General features: G+C 39.9%; 17 protein-coding genes and 1 pseudogene. 10 read left to right on the top strand and 8 right to left on the bottom strand.

Annotation, left to right across the window (positions count from 1 at the left end; all coding sequences use genetic code 11):
- Nucleotides 1-1906: pseudogene (locus ACQKII_RS09175) on the top strand (collagen-like protein); the annotation flags it as partial.
- A 295-nt stretch (nucleotides 1907-2201) separates the two neighbouring features.
- Here ACQKII_RS09175 and hemY read toward each other — a convergent pair.
- The 3 genes from hemY to hemE all read right to left on the bottom strand — a co-directional run bounded on the left by hemY (nucleotide 2202) and on the right by hemE (nucleotide 5771).
- Entirely contained in the window at nucleotides 2202-3635 is a 1434-nt protein-coding gene (gene hemY, locus ACQKII_RS09170; RefSeq protein ID WP_427458483.1) for a protoporphyrinogen oxidase, read from the bottom strand.
- 14 nt (nucleotides 3636-3649) lie between these two features.
- Nucleotides 3650-4570 (bottom strand): ferrochelatase, encoded by a 921-nt coding sequence (gene hemH / locus ACQKII_RS09165; RefSeq protein WP_427458481.1) that lies wholly within the window; start codon nucleotides 4568-4570, stop codon nucleotides 3650-3652.
- Nucleotides 4571-4721: 151 nt separating this feature from the next.
- The gene (gene hemE / locus ACQKII_RS09160) at nucleotides 4722-5771 is read right to left on the bottom strand and encodes a uroporphyrinogen decarboxylase (protein WP_427458479.1); all 1050 of its coding nucleotides are present in this window, start codon (nucleotides 5769-5771) and stop codon (nucleotides 4722-4724) included.
- A 230-nt stretch (nucleotides 5772-6001) separates the two neighbouring features.
- Here hemE and ACQKII_RS09155 point away from each other — a divergent pair, with 230 nt between their 5' ends.
- Nucleotides 6002-6523, top strand: coding sequence for an antibiotic biosynthesis monooxygenase family protein (locus ACQKII_RS09155; RefSeq protein WP_427458477.1), 522 nt, complete (start codon nucleotides 6002-6004; stop codon nucleotides 6521-6523).
- A gap of 23 nt (nucleotides 6524-6546) precedes the next feature.
- Nucleotides 6547-7707: an amidohydrolase gene (locus tag ACQKII_RS09150; RefSeq protein WP_427458475.1), complete on the top strand. Its 1161-nt coding sequence runs from the start codon at nucleotides 6547-6549 to the stop codon at nucleotides 7705-7707.
- Nucleotides 7708-8172: 465 nt separating this feature from the next.
- Here the strand turns inward: ACQKII_RS09150 and ACQKII_RS09145 are convergent, their stop codons facing one another.
- Together ACQKII_RS09145 and ACQKII_RS09140 are read right to left on the bottom strand one after the other, a co-directional pair.
- On the bottom strand, nucleotides 8173-9360 hold the full coding sequence (locus tag ACQKII_RS09145) for an ABC transporter permease (RefSeq protein WP_427458473.1): 1188 nt from the start codon (nucleotides 9358-9360) through the stop codon (nucleotides 8173-8175).
- Nucleotides 9344-10093 (bottom strand): ABC transporter ATP-binding protein, encoded by a 750-nt coding sequence (locus ACQKII_RS09140; RefSeq protein ID WP_427458471.1) that lies wholly within the window; start codon nucleotides 10091-10093, stop codon nucleotides 9344-9346. Before ACQKII_RS09140 ends, ACQKII_RS09145 begins: the two co-directional genes overlap by 17 nt.
- 105 nt (nucleotides 10094-10198) lie before the next feature.
- Between ACQKII_RS09140 and ACQKII_RS09135 the strand changes: the two genes are divergently transcribed.
- The 6 genes from ACQKII_RS09135 (at nucleotide 10199) to ACQKII_RS09110 (ending at nucleotide 13657) form a co-directional block, all read left to right on the top strand.
- Nucleotides 10199-10612: an HIT family protein gene (locus ACQKII_RS09135; RefSeq protein ID WP_427458469.1), complete on the top strand. Its 414-nt coding sequence runs from the start codon at nucleotides 10199-10201 to the stop codon at nucleotides 10610-10612.
- A 218-nt stretch (nucleotides 10613-10830) separates the two neighbouring features.
- Nucleotides 10831-11364, top strand: a complete 534-nt coding sequence (locus ACQKII_RS09130) for a tryptophan transporter (protein ID WP_427458467.1) — start codon at nucleotides 10831-10833, stop codon at nucleotides 11362-11364.
- A gap of 194 nt (nucleotides 11365-11558) precedes the next feature.
- Nucleotides 11559-11948: a YtxH domain-containing protein gene (locus ACQKII_RS09125; protein WP_427458465.1), complete on the top strand. Its 390-nt coding sequence runs from the start codon at nucleotides 11559-11561 to the stop codon at nucleotides 11946-11948.
- A 162-nt stretch (nucleotides 11949-12110) separates the two neighbouring features.
- The gene (locus ACQKII_RS09120; RefSeq protein WP_427458741.1) at nucleotides 12111-12671 is read left to right on the top strand and encodes an HTH-type transcriptional regulator Hpr; all 561 of its coding nucleotides are present in this window, start codon (nucleotides 12111-12113) and stop codon (nucleotides 12669-12671) included.
- A 184-nt stretch (nucleotides 12672-12855) separates the two neighbouring features.
- Nucleotides 12856-13401 (top strand): DUF3267 domain-containing protein, encoded by a 546-nt coding sequence (locus ACQKII_RS09115; protein ID WP_427458463.1) that lies wholly within the window; start codon nucleotides 12856-12858, stop codon nucleotides 13399-13401.
- 70 nt (nucleotides 13402-13471) lie between these two features.
- Nucleotides 13472-13657: a hypothetical protein gene (locus ACQKII_RS09110; RefSeq protein WP_010857338.1), complete on the top strand. Its 186-nt coding sequence runs from the start codon at nucleotides 13472-13474 to the stop codon at nucleotides 13655-13657.
- Between the two features lie 158 nt (nucleotides 13658-13815).
- Here the strand turns inward: ACQKII_RS09110 and ACQKII_RS09105 are convergent, their stop codons facing one another.
- Nucleotides 13816-13929 (bottom strand): YjcZ family sporulation protein, encoded by a 114-nt coding sequence (locus tag ACQKII_RS09105; RefSeq protein WP_370046387.1) that lies wholly within the window; start codon nucleotides 13927-13929, stop codon nucleotides 13816-13818.
- A 143-nt stretch (nucleotides 13930-14072) separates the two neighbouring features.
- Here ACQKII_RS09105 and ACQKII_RS09100 point away from each other — a divergent pair, with 143 nt between their 5' ends.
- Entirely contained in the window at nucleotides 14073-15032 is a 960-nt protein-coding gene (locus ACQKII_RS09100) for a peptidylprolyl isomerase (RefSeq protein ID WP_427458461.1), read from the top strand.
- Nucleotides 15033-15088: 56 nt separating this feature from the next.
- On the opposite strand, the gene yhaM is transcribed toward ACQKII_RS09100, so the two are convergent.
- Together yhaM and ACQKII_RS09090 are read right to left on the bottom strand one after the other, a co-directional pair.
- Nucleotides 15089-16027 carry a 3'-5' exoribonuclease YhaM gene (gene yhaM / locus ACQKII_RS09095; RefSeq protein WP_427458459.1) on the bottom strand — a complete coding sequence of 313 codons (939 nt, stop codon included), beginning with the start codon at nucleotides 16025-16027 and terminating at the stop codon, nucleotides 15089-15091.
- Nucleotides 16024-18915: an AAA family ATPase gene (locus tag ACQKII_RS09090; RefSeq protein WP_427458457.1), complete on the bottom strand. Its 2892-nt coding sequence runs from the start codon at nucleotides 18913-18915 to the stop codon at nucleotides 16024-16026. The genes yhaM and ACQKII_RS09090 overlap by 4 nt, the downstream gene beginning before the upstream one ends.

The following is an 18915-nucleotide window of genomic DNA, read 5'->3' as shown; positions in this document are numbered from 1 at the left end:
GGCTACGGGTGCTACGGGTGCTACGGGTGCTACGGGTGCTACGGGTGCTACGGGTGCTACGGGTGCTACGGGTGCTACGGGTGCTACGGGTGCTACGGGTGCTACTGGGGCTACTGGGGCTACTGGTGTTACTGGTGTTACTGGGGCTACTGGTGCCACAGGTGTTACTGGGGCTACTGGGGCTACTGGGGCTACTGGGGCTACTGGGGCTACTGGCGTTACTGGAGCCACAGGTGTAACTGGTACTACTGGACCTACTGGGGCTACTGGGGCTACTGGGGCTACTGGTATTGCAGGTGTTGCTGGCGCTACTGGTGTAACTGGGGCTACTGGCGTTACTGGAGCCACAGGTGTAACTGGTACTACTGGACCTACTGGGGCTACTGGGGCTACTGGTATTGCAGGTGTTGCTGGCGCTACTGGTGTAACTGGGGCTACTGGTGTTACTGGGGCTACTGGCGCTACTGGTGTAACGGGCGCTACTGGTATTGCAGGTGTTGCTGGCGCTACTGGCGTTACGGGTGGAACTGGTGGAACTGGTACTACAGGGCCTACTGGTGTTACGGGTGCCACTGGTGTTACGGGTGTTACGGGTGTTACTGGTATTGCCGGTGTTGCTGGCGCTACTGGCGTTACGGGTGGAACTGGTACTACAGGCCCTACGGGTGCTATTGGCGCTACTGGTGTTACGGGTACTACAGGGTCTACTGGTGTTACAGGCGCTACTGGTGTTACGGGTACTACAGGGTCTATTGGTGTTACAGGCGCAACAGGTGCTACTGGAGCCACAGGTGTAACTGGTACTACTGGCGCTACTGGCGCTACTGGTGAAACGGGCGCTACTGGTGCTACTGGTGGAACTGGTACTACTGGTGTTACGGGCGCTACTGGTGGAACTGGTACTACTGGTGTTACGGGCGCTACTGGTTCCACTGGTGCTACTGGTGCTACTGGCGCTACTGGGGTAACAGGTGCTACCGGCGTTACGGGCACTACTGGGGCTACTGGGGCGACTGGTATTGCCGGTGTTGCTGGTGCCACAGGTGTAACTGGTACTATTGGCGCTACTGGTGAAACGGGCGCTACTGGTATTGCCGGTGTTGCTGGCGCTACTGGTGTTACTGGTACTACAGGGCCTACTGGTGTTACGGGCGCTACTGGTTCCACTGGTGCTACTGGTGCTACCGGCGTTACGGGCACTACCGGAGCGACCGGGGCGACCGGAGCGACCGGGGCGACTGGAATCACAGGTGTAACTGGTACTACTGGACCTACTGGTGAAACGGGCGCTACTGGTATTGCCGGTGTTGCTGGCGCTACTGGTGCTACTGGTTCCACAGGTACTACTGGCGCTACTGGTTCCACTGGTTCCACTGGTGCTACTGGCGCTACTGGTTCCACTGGTTCCGCTGGTGCTACTGGACCAGCATTTACGGAAGGATTCTCAGCCTTTAATAATGATTTATCTGTTAGTAGCTCAACTACTATTGGCAATTGGAGCGTAGCTTCTCCGTATTTCACAACACCTGCCTTTAATCCAACCACTGGTGTATTTACTGTTCCTACAACAGGTAGATACTCATTTGAAGCTACTATCAACTATTCAACAACAGCTGCAATAACCGTAAGTTTAGGTGGAGGAATAAACCCGTCATTTGCCATTCGCAGAAATGCGACGACAAATTTAATAAATGGATTATTCCCAGTACTAAATGTCAATGTTGCGCTTGTGTTAATTTTACGAGCAATTTTAGGGAGCGGTACTGTAACACTAGCAGGTGAAGTCAATTTAACTGCTGGCGATGCCATTGATCTATTTTATGAGGCTGATGGTTTAACCATTCCCCTTACCCTCGGAGGTGCCAACTCTGGTGGTATAGTGTGGTCATGTCATCGTATTTCATAGCAAATTTGTTCGCTCATCAAACAACGAAGGAGAAGGAGGTTTATACTTCCTTCTTTTCTTCTGCATCATAAACTATTCATTCTTTATACTTTTTCTTATAAAAATTTTCTGACATACTTGCCCAAATCTCTGAACAGCTTAATAACCGCAACTTCAAATGCATTTTGTTTCCCTTACTTGTTTGGAAATTGGACAACTTGTCAAAAAGAATGCCCACTTCAAAGCAAAAAAAAGCACAAACTTCTGCTTCAGAGCATCTCATTAGCATCAGTTTGTACTATTACATGTCATTTCTTTATATACATTCTTGGGTAAACATTTCAGTTAGTAATTCAGTAGCAACTTTTTTCCCTTGTTCTACGCATTCCGGAATTGATATACCTTCAAACGAGCTTCCTGAAAGTTTAACTGTTGGGAAGTGATCGCTCAATTCTTGTTTCACACGTTCAATCTTTGCTTCATGTCCAACTGTATATTGGGGCATCGCATTTTTCCATCGGGATACTACTGTCGTTATAGGGGTTCCATCGATACCGATTGTTTTTCTTAAATCTTGTAGGACCGTCTTTTCAATCTCTGAATCGGAAAGAGCAACAATGGCTTCATCGCCAACACGTCCTATGTAACTGCGTAACAACACATAATCAGTTGGTGTAGTATTTGGCCATTTCCGATTGCTCCATGTACAGGAAGTTATTGAAAAATCGCTACTTCGTGAGACAAAAAATGACAGTGCATCCAATTCAACAAGTTGCTCCTTTTTAAAAGCCATAGTGACCGTCGCAATTGTTGCAGCCTTCATAGAGTTCAATTCTGTTAATAGCTGATACTTCCTAAACATTTTCTCCGCAACCTGAAACGGTGTAGCGATAATGACAGCATCTGCTATAATTTGTGAAAAATTATTTAACACCACTTGCACTGTTCCATCCTTGCCATGTTCAATTTCTTCTACTTTGACACCCTTTTGAACTGTCCCAGGAAAAAGTGATGCTTCTAATTTTTCTATAAGTGTTTCGAGCCCATTCTCAAATGTTTGGAAAATCCCTTTATCTTTTGCAATGCTGTTGTCACTTAAAAAATTCGCACCTGACTTTTTCATCCCAATAAGTAAACTGCGATATTTTTGCTCTAATTCATACAACTGTGGAAATGTTGAGTGCATGCTTAGTTGCTCAATATCACCGGCAAACGTTCCCGCTAGTAAAGGCTCTACCAGATTTTCTACAACCTCTGCTCCAAATCTTCTTCTGAAAAATTCTCCTATAGGTTGATCGTCATCCTGTGCAGATCGAGGGAGGACAAAGTCTCCCGCTGCACGAATTTTCCCGCTGAGAGAAAACAAACCTGATGTAATGAAAGAGGAGATATGCGGCGTGGCTCCTGACATAAGACTGCTTGGAATAGGATATAATTGACTACCAACAGCTACGTAAGTTGGCCCCGAATTACTTGTGATTAACTCTTGTTCAATGCCTAAATCCTGTGCAAGTATATGAACATGATTTTCACGGTCAAAAAAAGATTCTGGCCCGCGCTCAATGATGAAGTCATCTTTTTTTAGAGTTTGGATTTTCCCGCCAAGGCGCAATGACGACTCGACAAGTACGATATCTACGGGCAATTCTTTTGCGCGCGCTTCCTTTTGCATATAGAACGCAGCTGTTAGGCCAGTAATGCCACCACCAATAACAACTACCTTACGTCTTTTTTGAGTCACCAACATCATCACTTTCTTTTCGCTTAGCTTAGTTTTTTATGAATAGCGTCTACCATCGCATCTATAAATAATGGGTGTGTATTTGGCATTGCTGGGCGATAGTATTTTACTCCTAGCTCCTCACAAACAACTTTACATTCATAATCGTTATCGTATAGAACTTCTAAATGTTCTGTTACGAAGCCAACAGGTGTATAAACAAATGAACGAAAACCCTTTTGCTCATAAAGATCACGTGTTAAATCCTGCACGTCCGGTCCAAACCAAGGTTCTGGCGTTTGTCCTGCTGATTGCCAGCCTACTTCTACATTGTTCACACCAGTAGCTTCTTGAATCAGACGAGCCGTTTCGATTAATTGATCTTCGTAAGGGTCACCCATTTCTTTAATTTTCGTAGGAAGTGAATGTGCTGATACGATTAAACAAGCTTTTTCACGATCTTCTTTGGACATAGCATCGAATATTTCATTTACTTTGTTCTTCCAATAATCAATGAATTTCGGCTCATCATACCAAGATTCAACAGAGGTAATTGTCAGTCGTTCACCAGCTGCTTCTGTAGCACGACCGTTATATGATTTGATAGAGAATGTTGAGAAATGAGGTGCTAACACGATAGAGACCGCTTCTTTAATGCCTGCTGCAACCATTTCCTCTACAGCATCCTCAATAAATGGATGGATGTGTTTTAAACCAATAAATAGTTTATATTCTACATCGTCTTGTACCTCATTTAAACGTGCACATAAAGCTTCTGCCTGCGCTTTCGTGGCTGCTGCCAATGGTGATAAACCACCGATTGCCTCATAGCGACTACGCAAATCTTCTAGATGCTCCTCTGATGGTCTACGTCCATGTCGAATGTGCGTATAATAGGATTCAATATCTTCTTCTTTGTAGGGTGTGCCATATGCCATTACTAATAAGCCTTTAACTTCTTTCATTAACCTTTTCACCTCTATAAAATAGTTAAACTATGTTTTTTGTATGTTTATTGAACATATTGTGACGAAAGCAAGCGTCAGTCACTAACGTCTTAAAAGATAGAAGACTGCCCAATAAGATTTGTTTATATTATTGAGCAGCATCTATTTATTAATAACGTTCTTGAATTTGCTGTGCACTGTATTCATGAATAAGTGTAGTTAAACGTTTTAATACATCTGGGTTGACCTCTGGAAACACACCATGACCTAAGTTAAAAATATGACCTGGTACTTCTAGACCTTGATCGATAATATCCTTCGTACGTTTTTCAATAACAGACCAATCAGCAAGTAATAATGATGGATCTAAGTTTCCTTGTACTGGCTTTGTAATGCCTTTTGCACGAGCTTCTTTGATTGGTAAGCGCCAATCTAAACCTACGACATCAATCGGTAGATCATGCCATTCTTTTACTAGATGGCTTGCACCGACGCCGAATTGAATAAGTGGCACATTTTCTTTTTTCAACTCACCAAAAATACGTGTCATGACAGGTTTGATGAACACACGATAATCTTCGACATTTAGAGCTCCAACCCAGGAGTCAAATATTTGAATCGCTTTGGCACCCGCTTCAACTTGAGCTGAAACATCCGCAATAATCATATCTGCAAGTTTGTCCATTAACGCAAACCATGCTTGTGGCTCCGATACCATAAATGATTTTGTTTTATTATAGTTTTTAGAAGGTCCACCTTCAATCATATAGCTCGCTAGCGTGAAAGGTGCGCCTGCAAAGCAAATGAGTGGTACATTCAATTGTTCTTCAGTTAATAATTTTATCGTTTCTAACACGAATGGAGTATGTTCCTTCGCATTGAACTCACCTAATTTTTCTACATCAGCAACTGTGCGTATTGGATTAGAAATAACAGGACCTACGCCTGCTTTTATTTTCACATCTATGCCGATACCTGGTAGTGGTGTAACGATGTCTTTATATAAAATAGCTGCGTCTACATTGTAATTATCTACTGGTAATTTTGTTACGTATGCACATAGCTCTGGACGATGTGTAATTTCTTCTAAAGAATACTTTTCTTTAATCGTACGATATTCTGGTTGAGAGCGTCCTGCTTGGCGCATATACCAGACTGGTGTATGTTCTGTTCTTTCTCCTCGTGCAGCACGAAGAAGTGTATCATTAAATGTTGTCATGATTATTTCCTTCCCCTCGATATAATTCATACCGTAAAATTCTCTTGTTTATTCCATTATTATTGATATCCGTTTTCAATAGTAAACGCTTCCTCCGTTATTGTATAGTTTTCCTAGAGAAATGTCATAAAATTGTTCTTTCTGGTGTCTTCTTTTTTGACAAAGCGTTAGAGTTGCACTTAAATGGAGATAATCACGCTATTATGATTATTCATAAGGAGGGCAAAGTTATGTATATTTATTTAACTTCTGGCACAAATGAATTTATGGAGCAGGTGAAAAATAAGTATCCGAACGAGCACATGATCCTAATACACGGGGAAGGAAACTCCGTGCTCATACATGAAACTGAAGGTAAATCAGTATTTTCCACACCACGTAAATTTGAAATTTTAGATACTGTCAATGAATTAGAGGAACGTGGCTTTTTTGTCTTCAATAATATCCCTGTTACTGATGAAGGTCGTCCTGTATTTGAACATCGTTTTTTAAATCGTGCACGAGCTATCGAGGATGAGCCTGGTTTCGTAGCATTTCGTTTATTGCGTCCATTAAATGGCGATACATATATCGTCATGACACAATGGAATGGCCCGCACTCATTTGAAGCATGGAAAAATTCCAAAGCCTATAAAACAGCACATGCTGAGCAGGAAGAACCAACGGGCGTGCGCCGCCAGCAACATATTTTCTCTGCCGCTTCCTATGTTTCAACCTATAGTGTTACACCAAAAGAAGAAAACGAGGCATAATTTTTTTAAAGGAGCATGAACAAATGAAACAAAATTTACTTAAAAAAATTGATGCTCATTTTGATGAAATGGTGGCTATTCGCCACCATCTACATATGCATCCAGAACTTAGTTTCCACGAGCAGGAAACAGCAAACTATATTATTCAATTTTATAAAAAACTTGGTGTACCAGTTGAACCGAATGTCAGCGGTTTTGGACTCATTGCACGCATAAAAGGTAACAAACCGGGTAAAACAATTGCCTTACGCGCAGATTTTGATGCACTCCCCATTCAAGATGAAAAAGATGTGCCATACAAATCAACTGTTCCTGGTGTTATGCATGCTTGTGGTCATGATGGCCATACTGCCACATTATTAATCCTAGGTAAGTTACTTTGGGAAATGCAGGATGAATTAGTTGGTGAGTATGTGCTCATTCATCAACATGCAGAGGAAGCTGATCCAGGCGGTGCAATTGGGATGGTGCAAGCAGGTGCATTAAACGGAGTTGATGCCATTTTTGGTACACATTTATCATCTAATCATCCGACTGGCATGATTGGCTATCGTGTAGGGCCAATGATGGCAGCTGTCGATAGTTTTGAAATAAAAATTCAAGGTAAAGGTGGCCATGGTGCTCACCCTCACCAAACGAAGGATGCCATTGTCATCGGTTCTCAGCTGGTGATGAATCTACAACAGCTCGTTGCTCGTCGTGTTGCACCAACTGAATCTGCAGTTCTCACGGTTGGCTCATTTGTTGCATCTAATGCCGACAATATTATTGCCGATACAGCCTATTTAAACGGGACGATTCGTACATTTGAAACGGATATACGTGAAACAATGGAACGTGAATTTAAACGTGTTGTACAAGGCACTGAAATTGCCCACGATTGTACGATTGAACTAGATTATCGCCGTGGGTATCCAGCAATCGTTAACCACGAAAAGGAAACATTATTTGTACGTGATATTGCACAGGATATTTGCGAAGTTGTTGAAATTGAAGCAACAATGGGTGGCGAGGATTTTTCATACTACTTAGAAGAGAAACCAGGTACATTCTTCTTCACCGGAGCCGAACCTGTTGAGTACGCGCCACATCACCATCCAAAGTTCGATATCGATGAAAAAGGAATGCTCGTTGCAGCGAAGGTGCTGTTAACCGCTGCCTTGGACTATCAATTCGTTGAATAAAACATATAAAGCTCATTTTTCCCAATCTTCTTGGAAAAAATGAGCTTTATTTTTTAAAAATTTAGAGCTAGGACCTGAGCGGTACTTCATCTTACCTGAGCGTTAACTCGGGCTACCCGAGTGTTACTCCACCCTACCTGAGCGGTAACTTGAGCTACCCGAGCGTTACTCCACCTTACCTGAGCGGTAACTTGGGTTACCCGAGCGTTACTCCACCTTACCTGAGCGATAACTTGAGCTACCCGAGCGTTACTCCACCTTACCTGAGCGGTAACTTGGGTTACCCGAGCGTTAATCCACCCTACCTGAGCGTTAACTCGGGCTACCCGAGCGTTACTCCACCTTACCTGAGTGGTAACTTGAGCTACCCGAGCGTTACTCCACCTTACCTGAGCGGTAACTTGGGTTACACGAGCGGTACTTCATTTTACCCGAGCGTTCCCCTGTTTCACTTGAGTGAAACTATCAGTTTGATTTCGACATTTTCGCAGTCAATTCACTTACAACAAAGACGATTATAAATGTTACGTAGAACATTGGCTGTGCCACACCACTTAGACCTACAATCATAGTCTGAGCAATCATCGCAAGTCGAACTACCTGTTTGACCGCTAGATCACGTGCATTCTCTGGTAGTGGATATAGCATGTCCATACGGAATTCCCCACTTGATATTAAAGCCTGCTTCAACTGAATCGTTGTTGCAAAACTTAATGCACCAGCAACAATCCATGTAACTACTGGAATATCTACAAAAGCAGCAATAACAGCCGAAATCACCGTCAAGCGGAGCCATAAATAAAAATGATCGTCTGTACGCACGAATGTACGGAATACCAAATACTTTTGGGCATTTCCTTTTGTATATGGCACAAACTTGTAAAGCCAATCTAACCAACCTCGACGTCGAATACTGCCCCGTAAATGGGGTACGTCCGTAAAGTAGTTAGCAAAGCGGTAGAAGCTCATCATACGATTTTGTTCTAACTTTACAAAATGTTCGTATGGTACAGGCTCTCCCACAGATTTTTTCCGGAAGAAAACGATATATGCACAACCAATTACTGCGGCAATACTTGCTAGGATTGGCTTTGTTTGAAGTCCCATATAAACAGTTACACCAAATATTACAGCGCGAACGAATCTATCCACCCATATAAAATGTCCACGTTCACTATATCGATAACTGAACTCTCCTTGCACACTGAAATACTTCAGTACGACAACGAGGAAAAATACAGCCCAAATATCAAATGTCGCTAATTCAGTAACTGCTTTTAATAGCGGAATACTTACAATATAAACAATCGCAACAATCCATACCTGTGACCAAAAAGTCCAAGCAAGTGCCTTATTAAAATACTGCGCCATCTTTGATTCTAATGGTAGTAAATATACTTGGTCCGGCTCACGCAATAATGTCGTCGGTCGACTAAAAGCCAGTAAAACACCGATTACAATTGCAATTAACGGCTCTGCTGGAAAATCAGTCGTTACAATTTTTAGCCATTCACTATATTGATAGCCCCCTGCTCCAATAAGAAATACAAGTACAATTGCTATATGCCCTGTAAAAATAAACTGCATATATTTTTGCACTTGACCTATATAATGCATGAAGCGCGAGGACCATACATCACGCAAGTTCTTCATGGTCCCGCTCCTTTGTCATCGCAATATACAGATCATCCAATGTAGCCTGTGGCATGCCAAAAGCCTTGCGTAAGTCTGCCATCGTTCCTTGTGCCCGCACGCGTCCTTCATGCAATAAAATAATTCGGTCGCAATGCTTTTCAGCAGTCGATAATATATGTGTTGACATTAAAATCGAAGCGCCCTCTTTTTTCTTTTCATCCATCTGATCAAGTAATGATTGAATACCTAGTGGATCTAAACCAACAAACGGCTCATCAATTATATAAAGACTCGGATTGACTAAAAAAGCACACATAATCATGACCTTTTGACGCATCCCTTTTGAGAAATGGGATGGGAACCAATTGAGTCGTTTTTCCATGCGGAATTCCTTTAATAAAACTTCAGAACGTGCCGCAAGTGAAGCCTCATCTAAACCATAAGCCATCGCTGTTAACTCTAAATGTTCACGTAGCGTTAACTCATCATACAAAACAGGTGTTTCTGGAATATATGAAAACGCGGTACGATACTTGTCCGTATCTTCCTTTAACGTCACACCATTTAAGCGGATGTCACCTTCTTTTGGCAACATCGTTCCGATAATATGCTTAATGGTTGTACTTTTCCCTGCTCCATTTAATCCAATTAATCCAACAAGCTCCCCTTTTTCAATCGTAAATGATAAGTCTTTAATAACAGGCTTTCTTGTATAGCCACCTGTCACTTGCTGTACCTCTAATACCGACATGCCCTCACTCCTCTTCTTGTTTCTATTTTATCAAAAATTAGCAAATGATTCAGTTATGAGTATGATAGAATAAACTTACATATATAACTAAGGGGGATTTTACGAATGAGCGATTGCCTATTTTGCAAAATTATTGACGGATCGATTCCGAGTACTAAAGTTTATGAAGACGACCATGTATATGCCTTCGCAGACATTGCACCTGTAGCAAAAGGTCACACACTATTAATTCCAAAGCAGCACTGCCAGGATCTTTTCGAAATGCCAGAGGATGTAGCACGGAATTTATATGCGGTAGCACCAAAAGTGGCTAATGCGATTAAGGCCGCATTTAATCCAATTGGCATGAATACCATAAACAACAACGGAGCTGCTGCTGGACAAACTGTTTTTCACTACCACTTACATTTTATTCCTCGTTACGATGAAAAAGAAGGCTTAGGCTTAAATTGGCAAACACAAAAATATACGCTTGAGCAATTAGCTGATGTTGCAGAAAGCATTAAAACCAACCTTTAATGTTCTTCATCAGTCTATGAGAACGATGGCTATTTTTAATGCCACCCAATCTTTTCTGATACGAAGCGAAGAATCAGCAAAAAAAGTATGATTCAATTATCAGAATAGTCTATTGCAAATCAATAATTTTTATCGTACAATCACAAATAAGTTTCGCTAACGGTCATGAGGATACGTTAGGAGACAAATAGACTAGCATAGTTGAGGAGAGATTAGAAATGAATACAAAAAACTTAGTTTTAATGGCACTCTTAGTTGGTGTCGGTGCTGCACTTTACGTGGTCACACCAGGTATGGTAAATGGTATGAAGCCTGACTTCATGTTAACAATGATGTTTATCGGAATTTTATTGTTCCCTACAGTGAAAGAAACGTTCTTGCTTTCTTTAACAACTGGGGTGCTCTCCGGTTTATTCACAACATTTCCAGCAGGTTTAGTCCCAAACATTATTGATAAAGCTGTGACTGGCTTTGTCTTTTTAGCAATCCTAATCGTGCTGAAAAAAGTGCTAAGTAATTTTGTAGGATCTGCTGTTTTAGTTGGTTTAGGAACCATTTTATCGGGTACAGTTTTTTTATCGGTTGCCCTTTTCGTGTTCAATGCTAACGTTGGTGCTACATTCGCAATGCTATTTGTAGGTGTTGTGTTACCAGCTGTAGCATTTAATGTCATTGCTTTTGTGATTATTTATCCAATAGTTGTGAAATTAGTGAAACGATCTAACTTCAAAACAGCCATTTCTCATGCTTAACAAAGGAAAGGGTTAAATGCTCGTCTCTCACTGTCATATTGACCTGTGTAAAGAGCATTTTAGCGTAGTCATTATTTAAAGAAGCTAAACCGTGATGCAAAATCACTCGTTTAGCTTCTTTTTCTTTTTGTATATACGCATTTCATGGTTTAATAGAGGGTAAGATAACAAATATGGAAATGAGGGAATTTAACATGAAAGCAAAACCATTTTTAATCGGACTAACAACTGGAATCGTGGGTGGTACTATCGCAGTACTTTTTTCAACACCTCAATCAGGACGACAATTACGAGCTACACTAGTGTCAAATGCTGATTGTACGAAGGACAAACTTCAAGATATAAAACTACAAGCTGGCAATGTAAAACAATCCGTAAACATGCTTACAAACGAAGCCAAAAATAATATACCCCAAATAATAAATGAATTAAAACAGTCCATTACTATATTTACACAAGAGATTGAACCTACCAAAAATAACTTGCAACAAGAAATAGAATCGTTGCAGAATTCAATTAGCGAAATCGAGAAAAACGTTGCACAATTCACGGATAGAAAGAAAAAACCACAAGAAATCAAATAGGACTAAAGACCTTAAAGGGAAATAAAAAATCCATTTTTCTATTAAAAACTATGATTATATTATTATTTTTTAACCACATTTCAATTTTTTAATTTTTCTAACTTTAAACTTTTTTTCTTTATTGCTATAATATTTTTAAAACGTTAAAGAAAGCAGTAGGTGATGGCTTTGTCAGAGGAATTATATACTCAGAAAGAAGCGATGCTTTATAGTCAAAGAATCGCGCAATTATCAAAAGCCTTATGGAAAGCGGTTGAAAAAGATTGGCAGCAGTGGATTAAACCCTACGATTTAAACATTAACGAGCATCATATTTTATGGATTTCTTATCATTTAAAAGGAGCATCCATTTCGGATGTAGCCAAATTTGGTGTGATGCACGTTTCAACAGCATTTAACTTCTCAAAAAAATTAGAAGAGCGTGGATTCCTTAAGTTTTCGAAACGTGATGACGACAAACGTAATACCTACGTTGAATTAACAGAAGCGGGTACAGAGCTGATCATCGAAATGAATAGCAACTATCATAGTACGTATCATTCTGTTCTAGAGGGGTCATTAGCGCTAAAAGACTTGTACGGTCGCTTCCCAGAGTTTTTAGATGTTATGGCTGTTATACGCAATATTTATGGTGAGGATTTCATCGATATTTTCGAGCGTTCTTTCCAACACTTCCGTGATTCCTTTGACACGCTAGAAGAACGTCCAACAGTAAAAGGATAAAGTGAATTTTCTATTGCATGTTATTTATCCCCCGCTGGCGTCTTACTGACAGTTACTGCCGGATAAAATCATGCTAAAAGGAGGCATTTCAGAAACATTTCTGAGATACCTCCTTTTTCTTGCTTTCTCGCGAAAATCAATTTACATTAAATAGGACCCTTCCTAATTACGGAGTTGATATTCAATGCATTGTTGGAAAATTTTAAATCTCGAACATCATTACGGGACTACAAGAATTAGTATCTTGGCTGTGATTGTTTTTTTATCAACTTTTTCAGTATCCTATGTGACATTCAATTTATTCCATGAAGAACATTTTACCGACCGTTTATTCTGGCTATTTGTTATTGCCGTACTTGCACTTTATCCGATTCACAAATGTTTACACTTTCTTGCTTTATTTGACTTACGCCAGCATCTCAAATTGCGCATGCGTGTCCAATTTTATTTTATTCCTGTGTTGCACATGCGTATTCATGAACCTTTGTCAAAAAATCGCTATATCTTGGCATTATTAACACCATTTATTATACTCAATTCAATTATTATGCTATGTACACTGCTATTACCTGCCTATACGCATTACGGAACTTTACTTTTAGCGTATCATTGCAGTTTATGTTTAATTGATATACTTTACGTGAAATACCTATTAAATTCACCTAAGAATGCCCAAATTGAGGAAACACCTAAAGGTTATGAAATTTTAGTTCCACCAACTATTAACTAAATTGCTTGTACTTGTGTTCTATCGACTTTTTTTGTTATGCTATTAATACTGAAAGAGGGGAGGAATAGACTTGCTATTAATGATTGTAGTTCTATTCTCGGTATTCTATTTATTTCAAATTAATCGCATGACCTATGCACTTTGCATGCGACGTGAAATTCCCGAAGAAAACCAACCAAAAATATTCCGAACTATCAATATACTCATCACAATTTTACTTGTCTCATTTTATGTTGAAATTTTATTTGCAGTATAATGAAAAAAATGCATCCGCGCCCGTCCGCACGCGCGGAGGTGACAGCTGAATGAACCAATACCCTATTGGACACAACCTCATGCGTGCGGCGCGAATGCCTAGAAATTGATAAGAAAAGCTAAGGACTTTAAACCCTTAGCTTTTCGCCATTCTATTAATTAGTATAGGAACGCTGCACCAACAATAATTAATAAAATAAAGAGCACAACTAATAAAGCAAAGCCTGAGCCTGAGCCGTAGCCACCGCCACCACCGTATCCTCCGCTGCTCATAACTTCACCCCCTTTCTTTTCTATATCCTATGCGCTTCAAATTTTGAAATATAGGCTATACTCAAGGGGAACCATTTTGTTTTTAAATCGTTTATGTTATAGTAAAAAATGGACGAAATGAAAGTTAGGAGAGAATATCCATTATGAAAAAGACTGTTTTATCTTTAACATTAGCTGCTTCTATTTTAGCACTTGGTGCTTGTAGCGGAGCCGATGACAAAGCATTAGTTACTTCTAAAGTAGGCGATATTTCAGTAGCTGACTTTAACGAAAAAGCGAAAAGCTTAACGGGCTCATATGTACTTCAACAAATGGTGACTGAAAAAGTTTTAGCTGACAAATACGAAGTAACAGACAAAGAACTTAAAGAAGCTTATGATGCAACTGCCTCTCAGTTTGGTGATAACTTTGCCCAAGCACTTGATGAAAATGGCTTAACAGAAGAAGGCTTCAAAGATTCTTTACGTATTCAACTTCTTCAAGAAAAGGCATTGAAAGATAAAGCCATTAAAGAAGAAGACGTAAAAAAACATTATGAACAAATGAAAACGGAATTAAATGGTCGTCATATTCTAGTAGCTGATGAGAAAACAGCGAAAGAAGCCATTGAAAAAATTAAAGGCGGCGCTTCTTTTGCTGATGTGGCAAAAGAATACTCAACAGATACTAGTTCTGCTGAAAAAGGTGGCGAACTAGGTTGGTTCTCAGTTGGTATGATGGTAGATGAATTCAACGATGCCGCTTATGCACTTGAAGTAAATACATTAAGTGAGCCTGTTCAATCAAGCTTTGGTTACCATGTTATCGAAATTACGGACAAGCGTGATGTCAAGGATATTGGCAAATTCGAAGACGAAGAAGAAAACATTCGTGCAACAATGTTAGGTAAACTAACTCAATCACCTGAAGCGAAAACTATCTTAAATGATATCATCGCGAAAATGGCGAAAGATGCTGACGTTAAAACATCAGATAAAGATTTAAAAAAATCACTAGAATTCTTCACAACTACAAGTGAAGAGCAAGCAAAAGCTGCTGAAGAAGCAGCTAAAAAGGCTGAAAGTGAAGACAAAGCTGAAGATACTGACAAAGAATCTAAATAGCGAGTAATTCACTAGATGAAAAAGGGTTACGCTCATACAGGCGTAACCCTTTTTGTTTACTCAATATTTGGTTTATAAAATGAGCGATTATCAAGAGGAAATAGTCTTTCGGTAAATTCGCCAGGCGTAGTTTTGCCAAGTGCTCGTGTAAGCATGTTCATCTTGGCATCAATATTATCAATATAATGCAAGATTTCTGCTTCTTGAATCATTGGCTTTTTAGGGCTTCCCCACTCTTCTTTGCCATGATGTGATAACACCAGATGTTGCAAGAGCATAACTTCTTCACCCTCAATCTCTAGCTCCTCTGCAATTTTTGCAATTTCATTCACCATAATTGTAATATGACCAAGTAAATTGCCTTCAATTGTGTACATTGTCGCAACAGGACCAGATAATTCAACGACCTTCCCGATATCATGTAAAATAATTCCTGCATATAACAAATCACGATTTAACGTTGGATATAAATCAGCAATTGCCTTGCCTAGTTTTAACATAGATACCATATGATCTAGTAAACCGGATGCATAGTCATGGTGATTCTTTGTTGCAGCCGGGAATACTAAAATAGCATCCTGATGCTTTTTAATAGCTGCACGTGTGATACGTGAGATATTTGGATTTTTAATATCAAAGAAGAATTGCGTTAATTCTTCATACAGTTGTTCTTTTGGCGTTGCCGAAGAAGGAACTAAATCATTAATAGCAATTCCCTCCTCTGGTTTTGCGACACGAATTGTCTTAATGCGTAATTGATTTTTACCGCGATAGTCATGGATTTCCCCTCCTACGCGAACAATCGCCTCTGCATGGTACATTTTTTCATGATCTTCATTTGTATCCCATAGCTTGGCCTCAATATCCCCACTCTTATCTTGTAGTAACAGTGACATAAATGGCTTTCCTACAGTTGTAACACCTTTTGTCGCCTGCTTAATTAATAAAAATTGATCAACTGATTCTCCTACTTGGAGCGTCGTAATACCTTTCATGTTGACGTCACTCCCCTTTCATTTGCTAGTGCTCCTAGATCGACAATTTGCTCTTTTCGCCAAAGACCGAGCATCGCTTCATGGCAAGTAAAATATAAAATTTGACGTTCATATCCTACCTCTTTCATTAATTGTACCATTTTGTTTGTGCGGTTTCGATCAAAATGGACAAAAGGATCATCCATTATAAATGGGAAAGGCGCTGATGTTGCAAGGGTTTTTGCAAGAGCCATTCGTAATGATATATAGGCTTGCTCCTTTGTGGCTTGTGATAATTCTGCTACATGATAACGCAAACCTGAATCTGCCTGTGCTTCAAAATGACCATCCTCAGTAATTGAAAGTTTGTCGTAACGACCACCTGTTAACAAGTTAAAAATAGTATTGACCTGTGAAAGTACGTGTGGTAATTTTTCCTCACGTAGTTGGTATAATGTCTCATGAATCGCTGTTGCTAACGCCTTTTTTGTAGTCCATTGCTCAATTAACTGTTGTAACGCTGATTTTTCTTCCTCAAATTGTTGCAACAATTGTCCGTATTTTTCATCATTAAGAAGATAGTCTTTTTGCATTTGCAGTGTAGCTCGCTCCTCTAAGCAACTATCGATTTCTACCTGGATTGCATTTCGATGTTCTTCTAACGCTTGCGTTTTCTCGCTGAGTTGTTCCTCGGTTATTAATGTCTCTTGTTTGTATACATCTAGGGAAGCTAATTGACTTTGAATTGCTTGTAGCTCAGTATTTAGTTTTTGTTGTTGCTCATATTGTGCAAATGTCTCATAATAAGCATTCTCCGATTGTACATTTGCAGCACTAAATAACTGAGCAATTTCACATTCATAGTTTTCCATGAGGGGCAGTGCTTCTTGCATATTAGATGTGAGAGTAGTGAACTGCTCTTTGATGTGTGCTATATCTTGATGTTCTCGTTGTACAGTAAGGTAGAATGTACGCAGATGCATAAAGATTTCCTGCTCACTATAACTTTCCTGCAAAACCTTCTGTATCTGCTCATACAGTGCTCTTTTTTCAGTTTGTATAGACTGAAGTAGCTTTAATGTACTTTTTTTCTTGGTTGCTAGCTCTTGTACGCCGCGAATACGCATAAACAGCTCTGGCAATAAGGCTCTAGGCACATTCCCTTGTAGATGATAACGCCCTAAAAAACTATGAAGCATTTGAGTACCTTCTTCATTCACCTGCTCTGCCTGCTGAATTTTATATTCTAACTGTGCATATTGACGCTCTTTTTCCTGCTGTTGCTCATTTGTAAGTATTCGGCGATCCTCGAGTCGTTGCTTTTTCATAAGTAAAACTTGAACACTATTTTCCTCTTGCTCTAATTCCCGAAGTAATTGCCTTTTTTGCTCGCTTGTAGTGTCGTCACCTGGCCATGCGTTTTTTAAAAACAGTACAAATAATAGCGACATTACTGCTCCGATAATGATAACTGCCATATTTTTTTGCCAAACGCCATAGATTAGAGCGAATAGACTTATAACTAAAGCAAAGATTATAAATATTATCGGCTGCTGTTGCTTCGACCGCTGTGACCTCGCTTGACGTAATTGTTCAAGTCGTCTCTTCCGTTGAGGCCACTGTGCTAAAATATGTTCTTCCTGAGTCGTTAATGACTCCTGTTCTAATTGCTTTTTCTGTCGAGCTATACTATCTAGCTCCTCATGTATTTGCTCAATCGAATGCAGATGAAATTTCAGCTCTTCTTCAGTTTTTAGTAAAATACTTAACTGATGCTGGAACTGTTCTTCTTGCTGTAATGATACGGTTTTCTCAAGTAGAATTTTTTGCGCTTCTCTTTCTGGTACACCTAATAAACGAAACTGCGCTTCGATATCTTGTTCGATTAAGAAAAGCTCATCAATGAAGTTCTGCTCCTTAACGAGTAATTGATTCCATGTTGCTTCTTGGTGCATAAGTCGTGCCATTTCATCAATCATTGCCTCGTCTACCGTTAATTGTAGTTTGTTTTGTAAAACTTGATATTGTTCTTTTAGCTGCGCCATTTGTAATGTTTCATGTGTCAGACGATCCTTTAGCTGCTCATAACGTCTTATCCCTTCAGGTGGGAATTCAACATGTGCATAGTTTTCCAAGGCCTGTTGTAAAGTCTGTTGTTGGTGAATAAGTGGTGTTGCCTGCTTCAATATCGTTAGTTGTTGCCAGTCTTGTTGCAGCTCTTTTTGTTGTCTATTTAAATGTAATAGTTTCTGATCAAGTTGTTGTAATTTGAGTGACTTGTCTTCAAATGTTTGAATAGCTGCTTGCTCTTGCTTTATAGTTTTTTCAAGTTGCTTCATATACTCAATTTTTTGGTTAATGAGCGGTAGCTTGCCAGCCTTTTTAAATAACTCCCCTGCATCCTTATCTAGTTTCTTTTCAAGTGCGGATAACTGGTGAATGCCAGTCGTCCCAGATGCAAGCAATAAGTGTGTTAGCTCCTCTTCTGACATTTTTTCAATGCCTTGAAGTTCATGAATAGAAAATGAAAAAATTGCCTCAAAGGATGCTCTTGTGTAACCATACAATAGTTTCGCTAATAGCTCCTCATGACCCTTCGCACCGTCCTCCATATAAACTGTAACATCACCAGTTGCCTTCCCTTTTACTCGTTCAATTGTGCACTGGCCATACAGCGGATGCAGTATTGTTAGCTGACCACCAAATTTTGTCGATGCTTTCGGTTCATATTTTCGCTGTGCTTGTTGCTTTGTTGGAAAGCCAAAAAGAATTTGTAATATAAACTGCTGAATCGTTGTTTTCCCTGCTTCATTCATACCATAAAAAATTGTCACACCATCTTGTAAAGAAATAGTGACATTTTCATGCTTGCCAAAGCCGTATATTTGGATTTTTTGTAATGTTAGCAT

This window comes from Lysinibacillus sp. NPDC048646, from assembly GCF_050272295.1.
Lineage (GTDB): Bacteria > Bacillota > Bacilli > Bacillales_A > Planococcaceae > Lysinibacillus.
This window is presented reverse-complemented; position numbering and strand designations above follow the sequence as displayed.

Coding starts and splice junctions, on each gene's coding strand:
- ACQKII_RS09135 (WP_427458469.1), top strand. CDS start 10,199: ATGAGCGATTGCCTATTTTGCAAAATTATTGACGGATCGATTCCGAGT.
- ACQKII_RS09155 (WP_427458477.1), top strand. CDS start 6,002: ATGTATATTTATTTAACTTCTGGCACAAATGAATTTATGGAGCAGGTG.
- ACQKII_RS09090 (WP_427458457.1), bottom strand. CDS start 18,915: ATGCTAACATTACAAAAAATCCAAATATACGGCTTTGGCAAGCATGAA.
- yhaM (WP_427458459.1), bottom strand. CDS start 16,027: ATGAAAGGTATTACGACGCTCCAAGTAGGAGAATCAGTTGATCAATTT.
- hemH (WP_427458481.1), bottom strand. CDS start 4,570: ATGAAAGAAGTTAAAGGCTTATTAGTAATGGCATATGGCACACCCTAC.
- ACQKII_RS09150 (WP_427458475.1), top strand. CDS start 6,547: ATGAAACAAAATTTACTTAAAAAAATTGATGCTCATTTTGATGAAATG.
- ACQKII_RS09130 (WP_427458467.1), top strand. CDS start 10,831: ATGAATACAAAAAACTTAGTTTTAATGGCACTCTTAGTTGGTGTCGGT.
- ACQKII_RS09100 (WP_427458461.1), top strand. CDS start 14,073: ATGAAAAAGACTGTTTTATCTTTAACATTAGCTGCTTCTATTTTAGCA.
- ACQKII_RS09105 (WP_370046387.1), bottom strand. CDS start 13,929: ATGAGCAGCGGAGGATACGGTGGTGGCGGTGGCTACGGCTCAGGCTCA.
- hemE (WP_427458479.1), bottom strand. CDS start 5,771: ATGACAACATTTAATGATACACTTCTTCGTGCTGCACGAGGAGAAAGA.
- ACQKII_RS09115 (WP_427458463.1), top strand. CDS start 12,856: ATGCATTGTTGGAAAATTTTAAATCTCGAACATCATTACGGGACTACA.
- ACQKII_RS09140 (WP_427458471.1), bottom strand. CDS start 10,093: ATGTCGGTATTAGAGGTACAGCAAGTGACAGGTGGCTATACAAGAAAG.
- ACQKII_RS09145 (WP_427458473.1), bottom strand. CDS start 9,360: ATGAAGAACTTGCGTGATGTATGGTCCTCGCGCTTCATGCATTATATA.
- ACQKII_RS09125 (WP_427458465.1), top strand. CDS start 11,559: ATGAAAGCAAAACCATTTTTAATCGGACTAACAACTGGAATCGTGGGT.
- hemY (WP_427458483.1), bottom strand. CDS start 3,635: ATGATGTTGGTGACTCAAAAAAGACGTAAGGTAGTTGTTATTGGTGGT.
- ACQKII_RS09120 (WP_427458741.1), top strand. CDS start 12,111: ATGGCTTTGTCAGAGGAATTATATACTCAGAAAGAAGCGATGCTTTAT.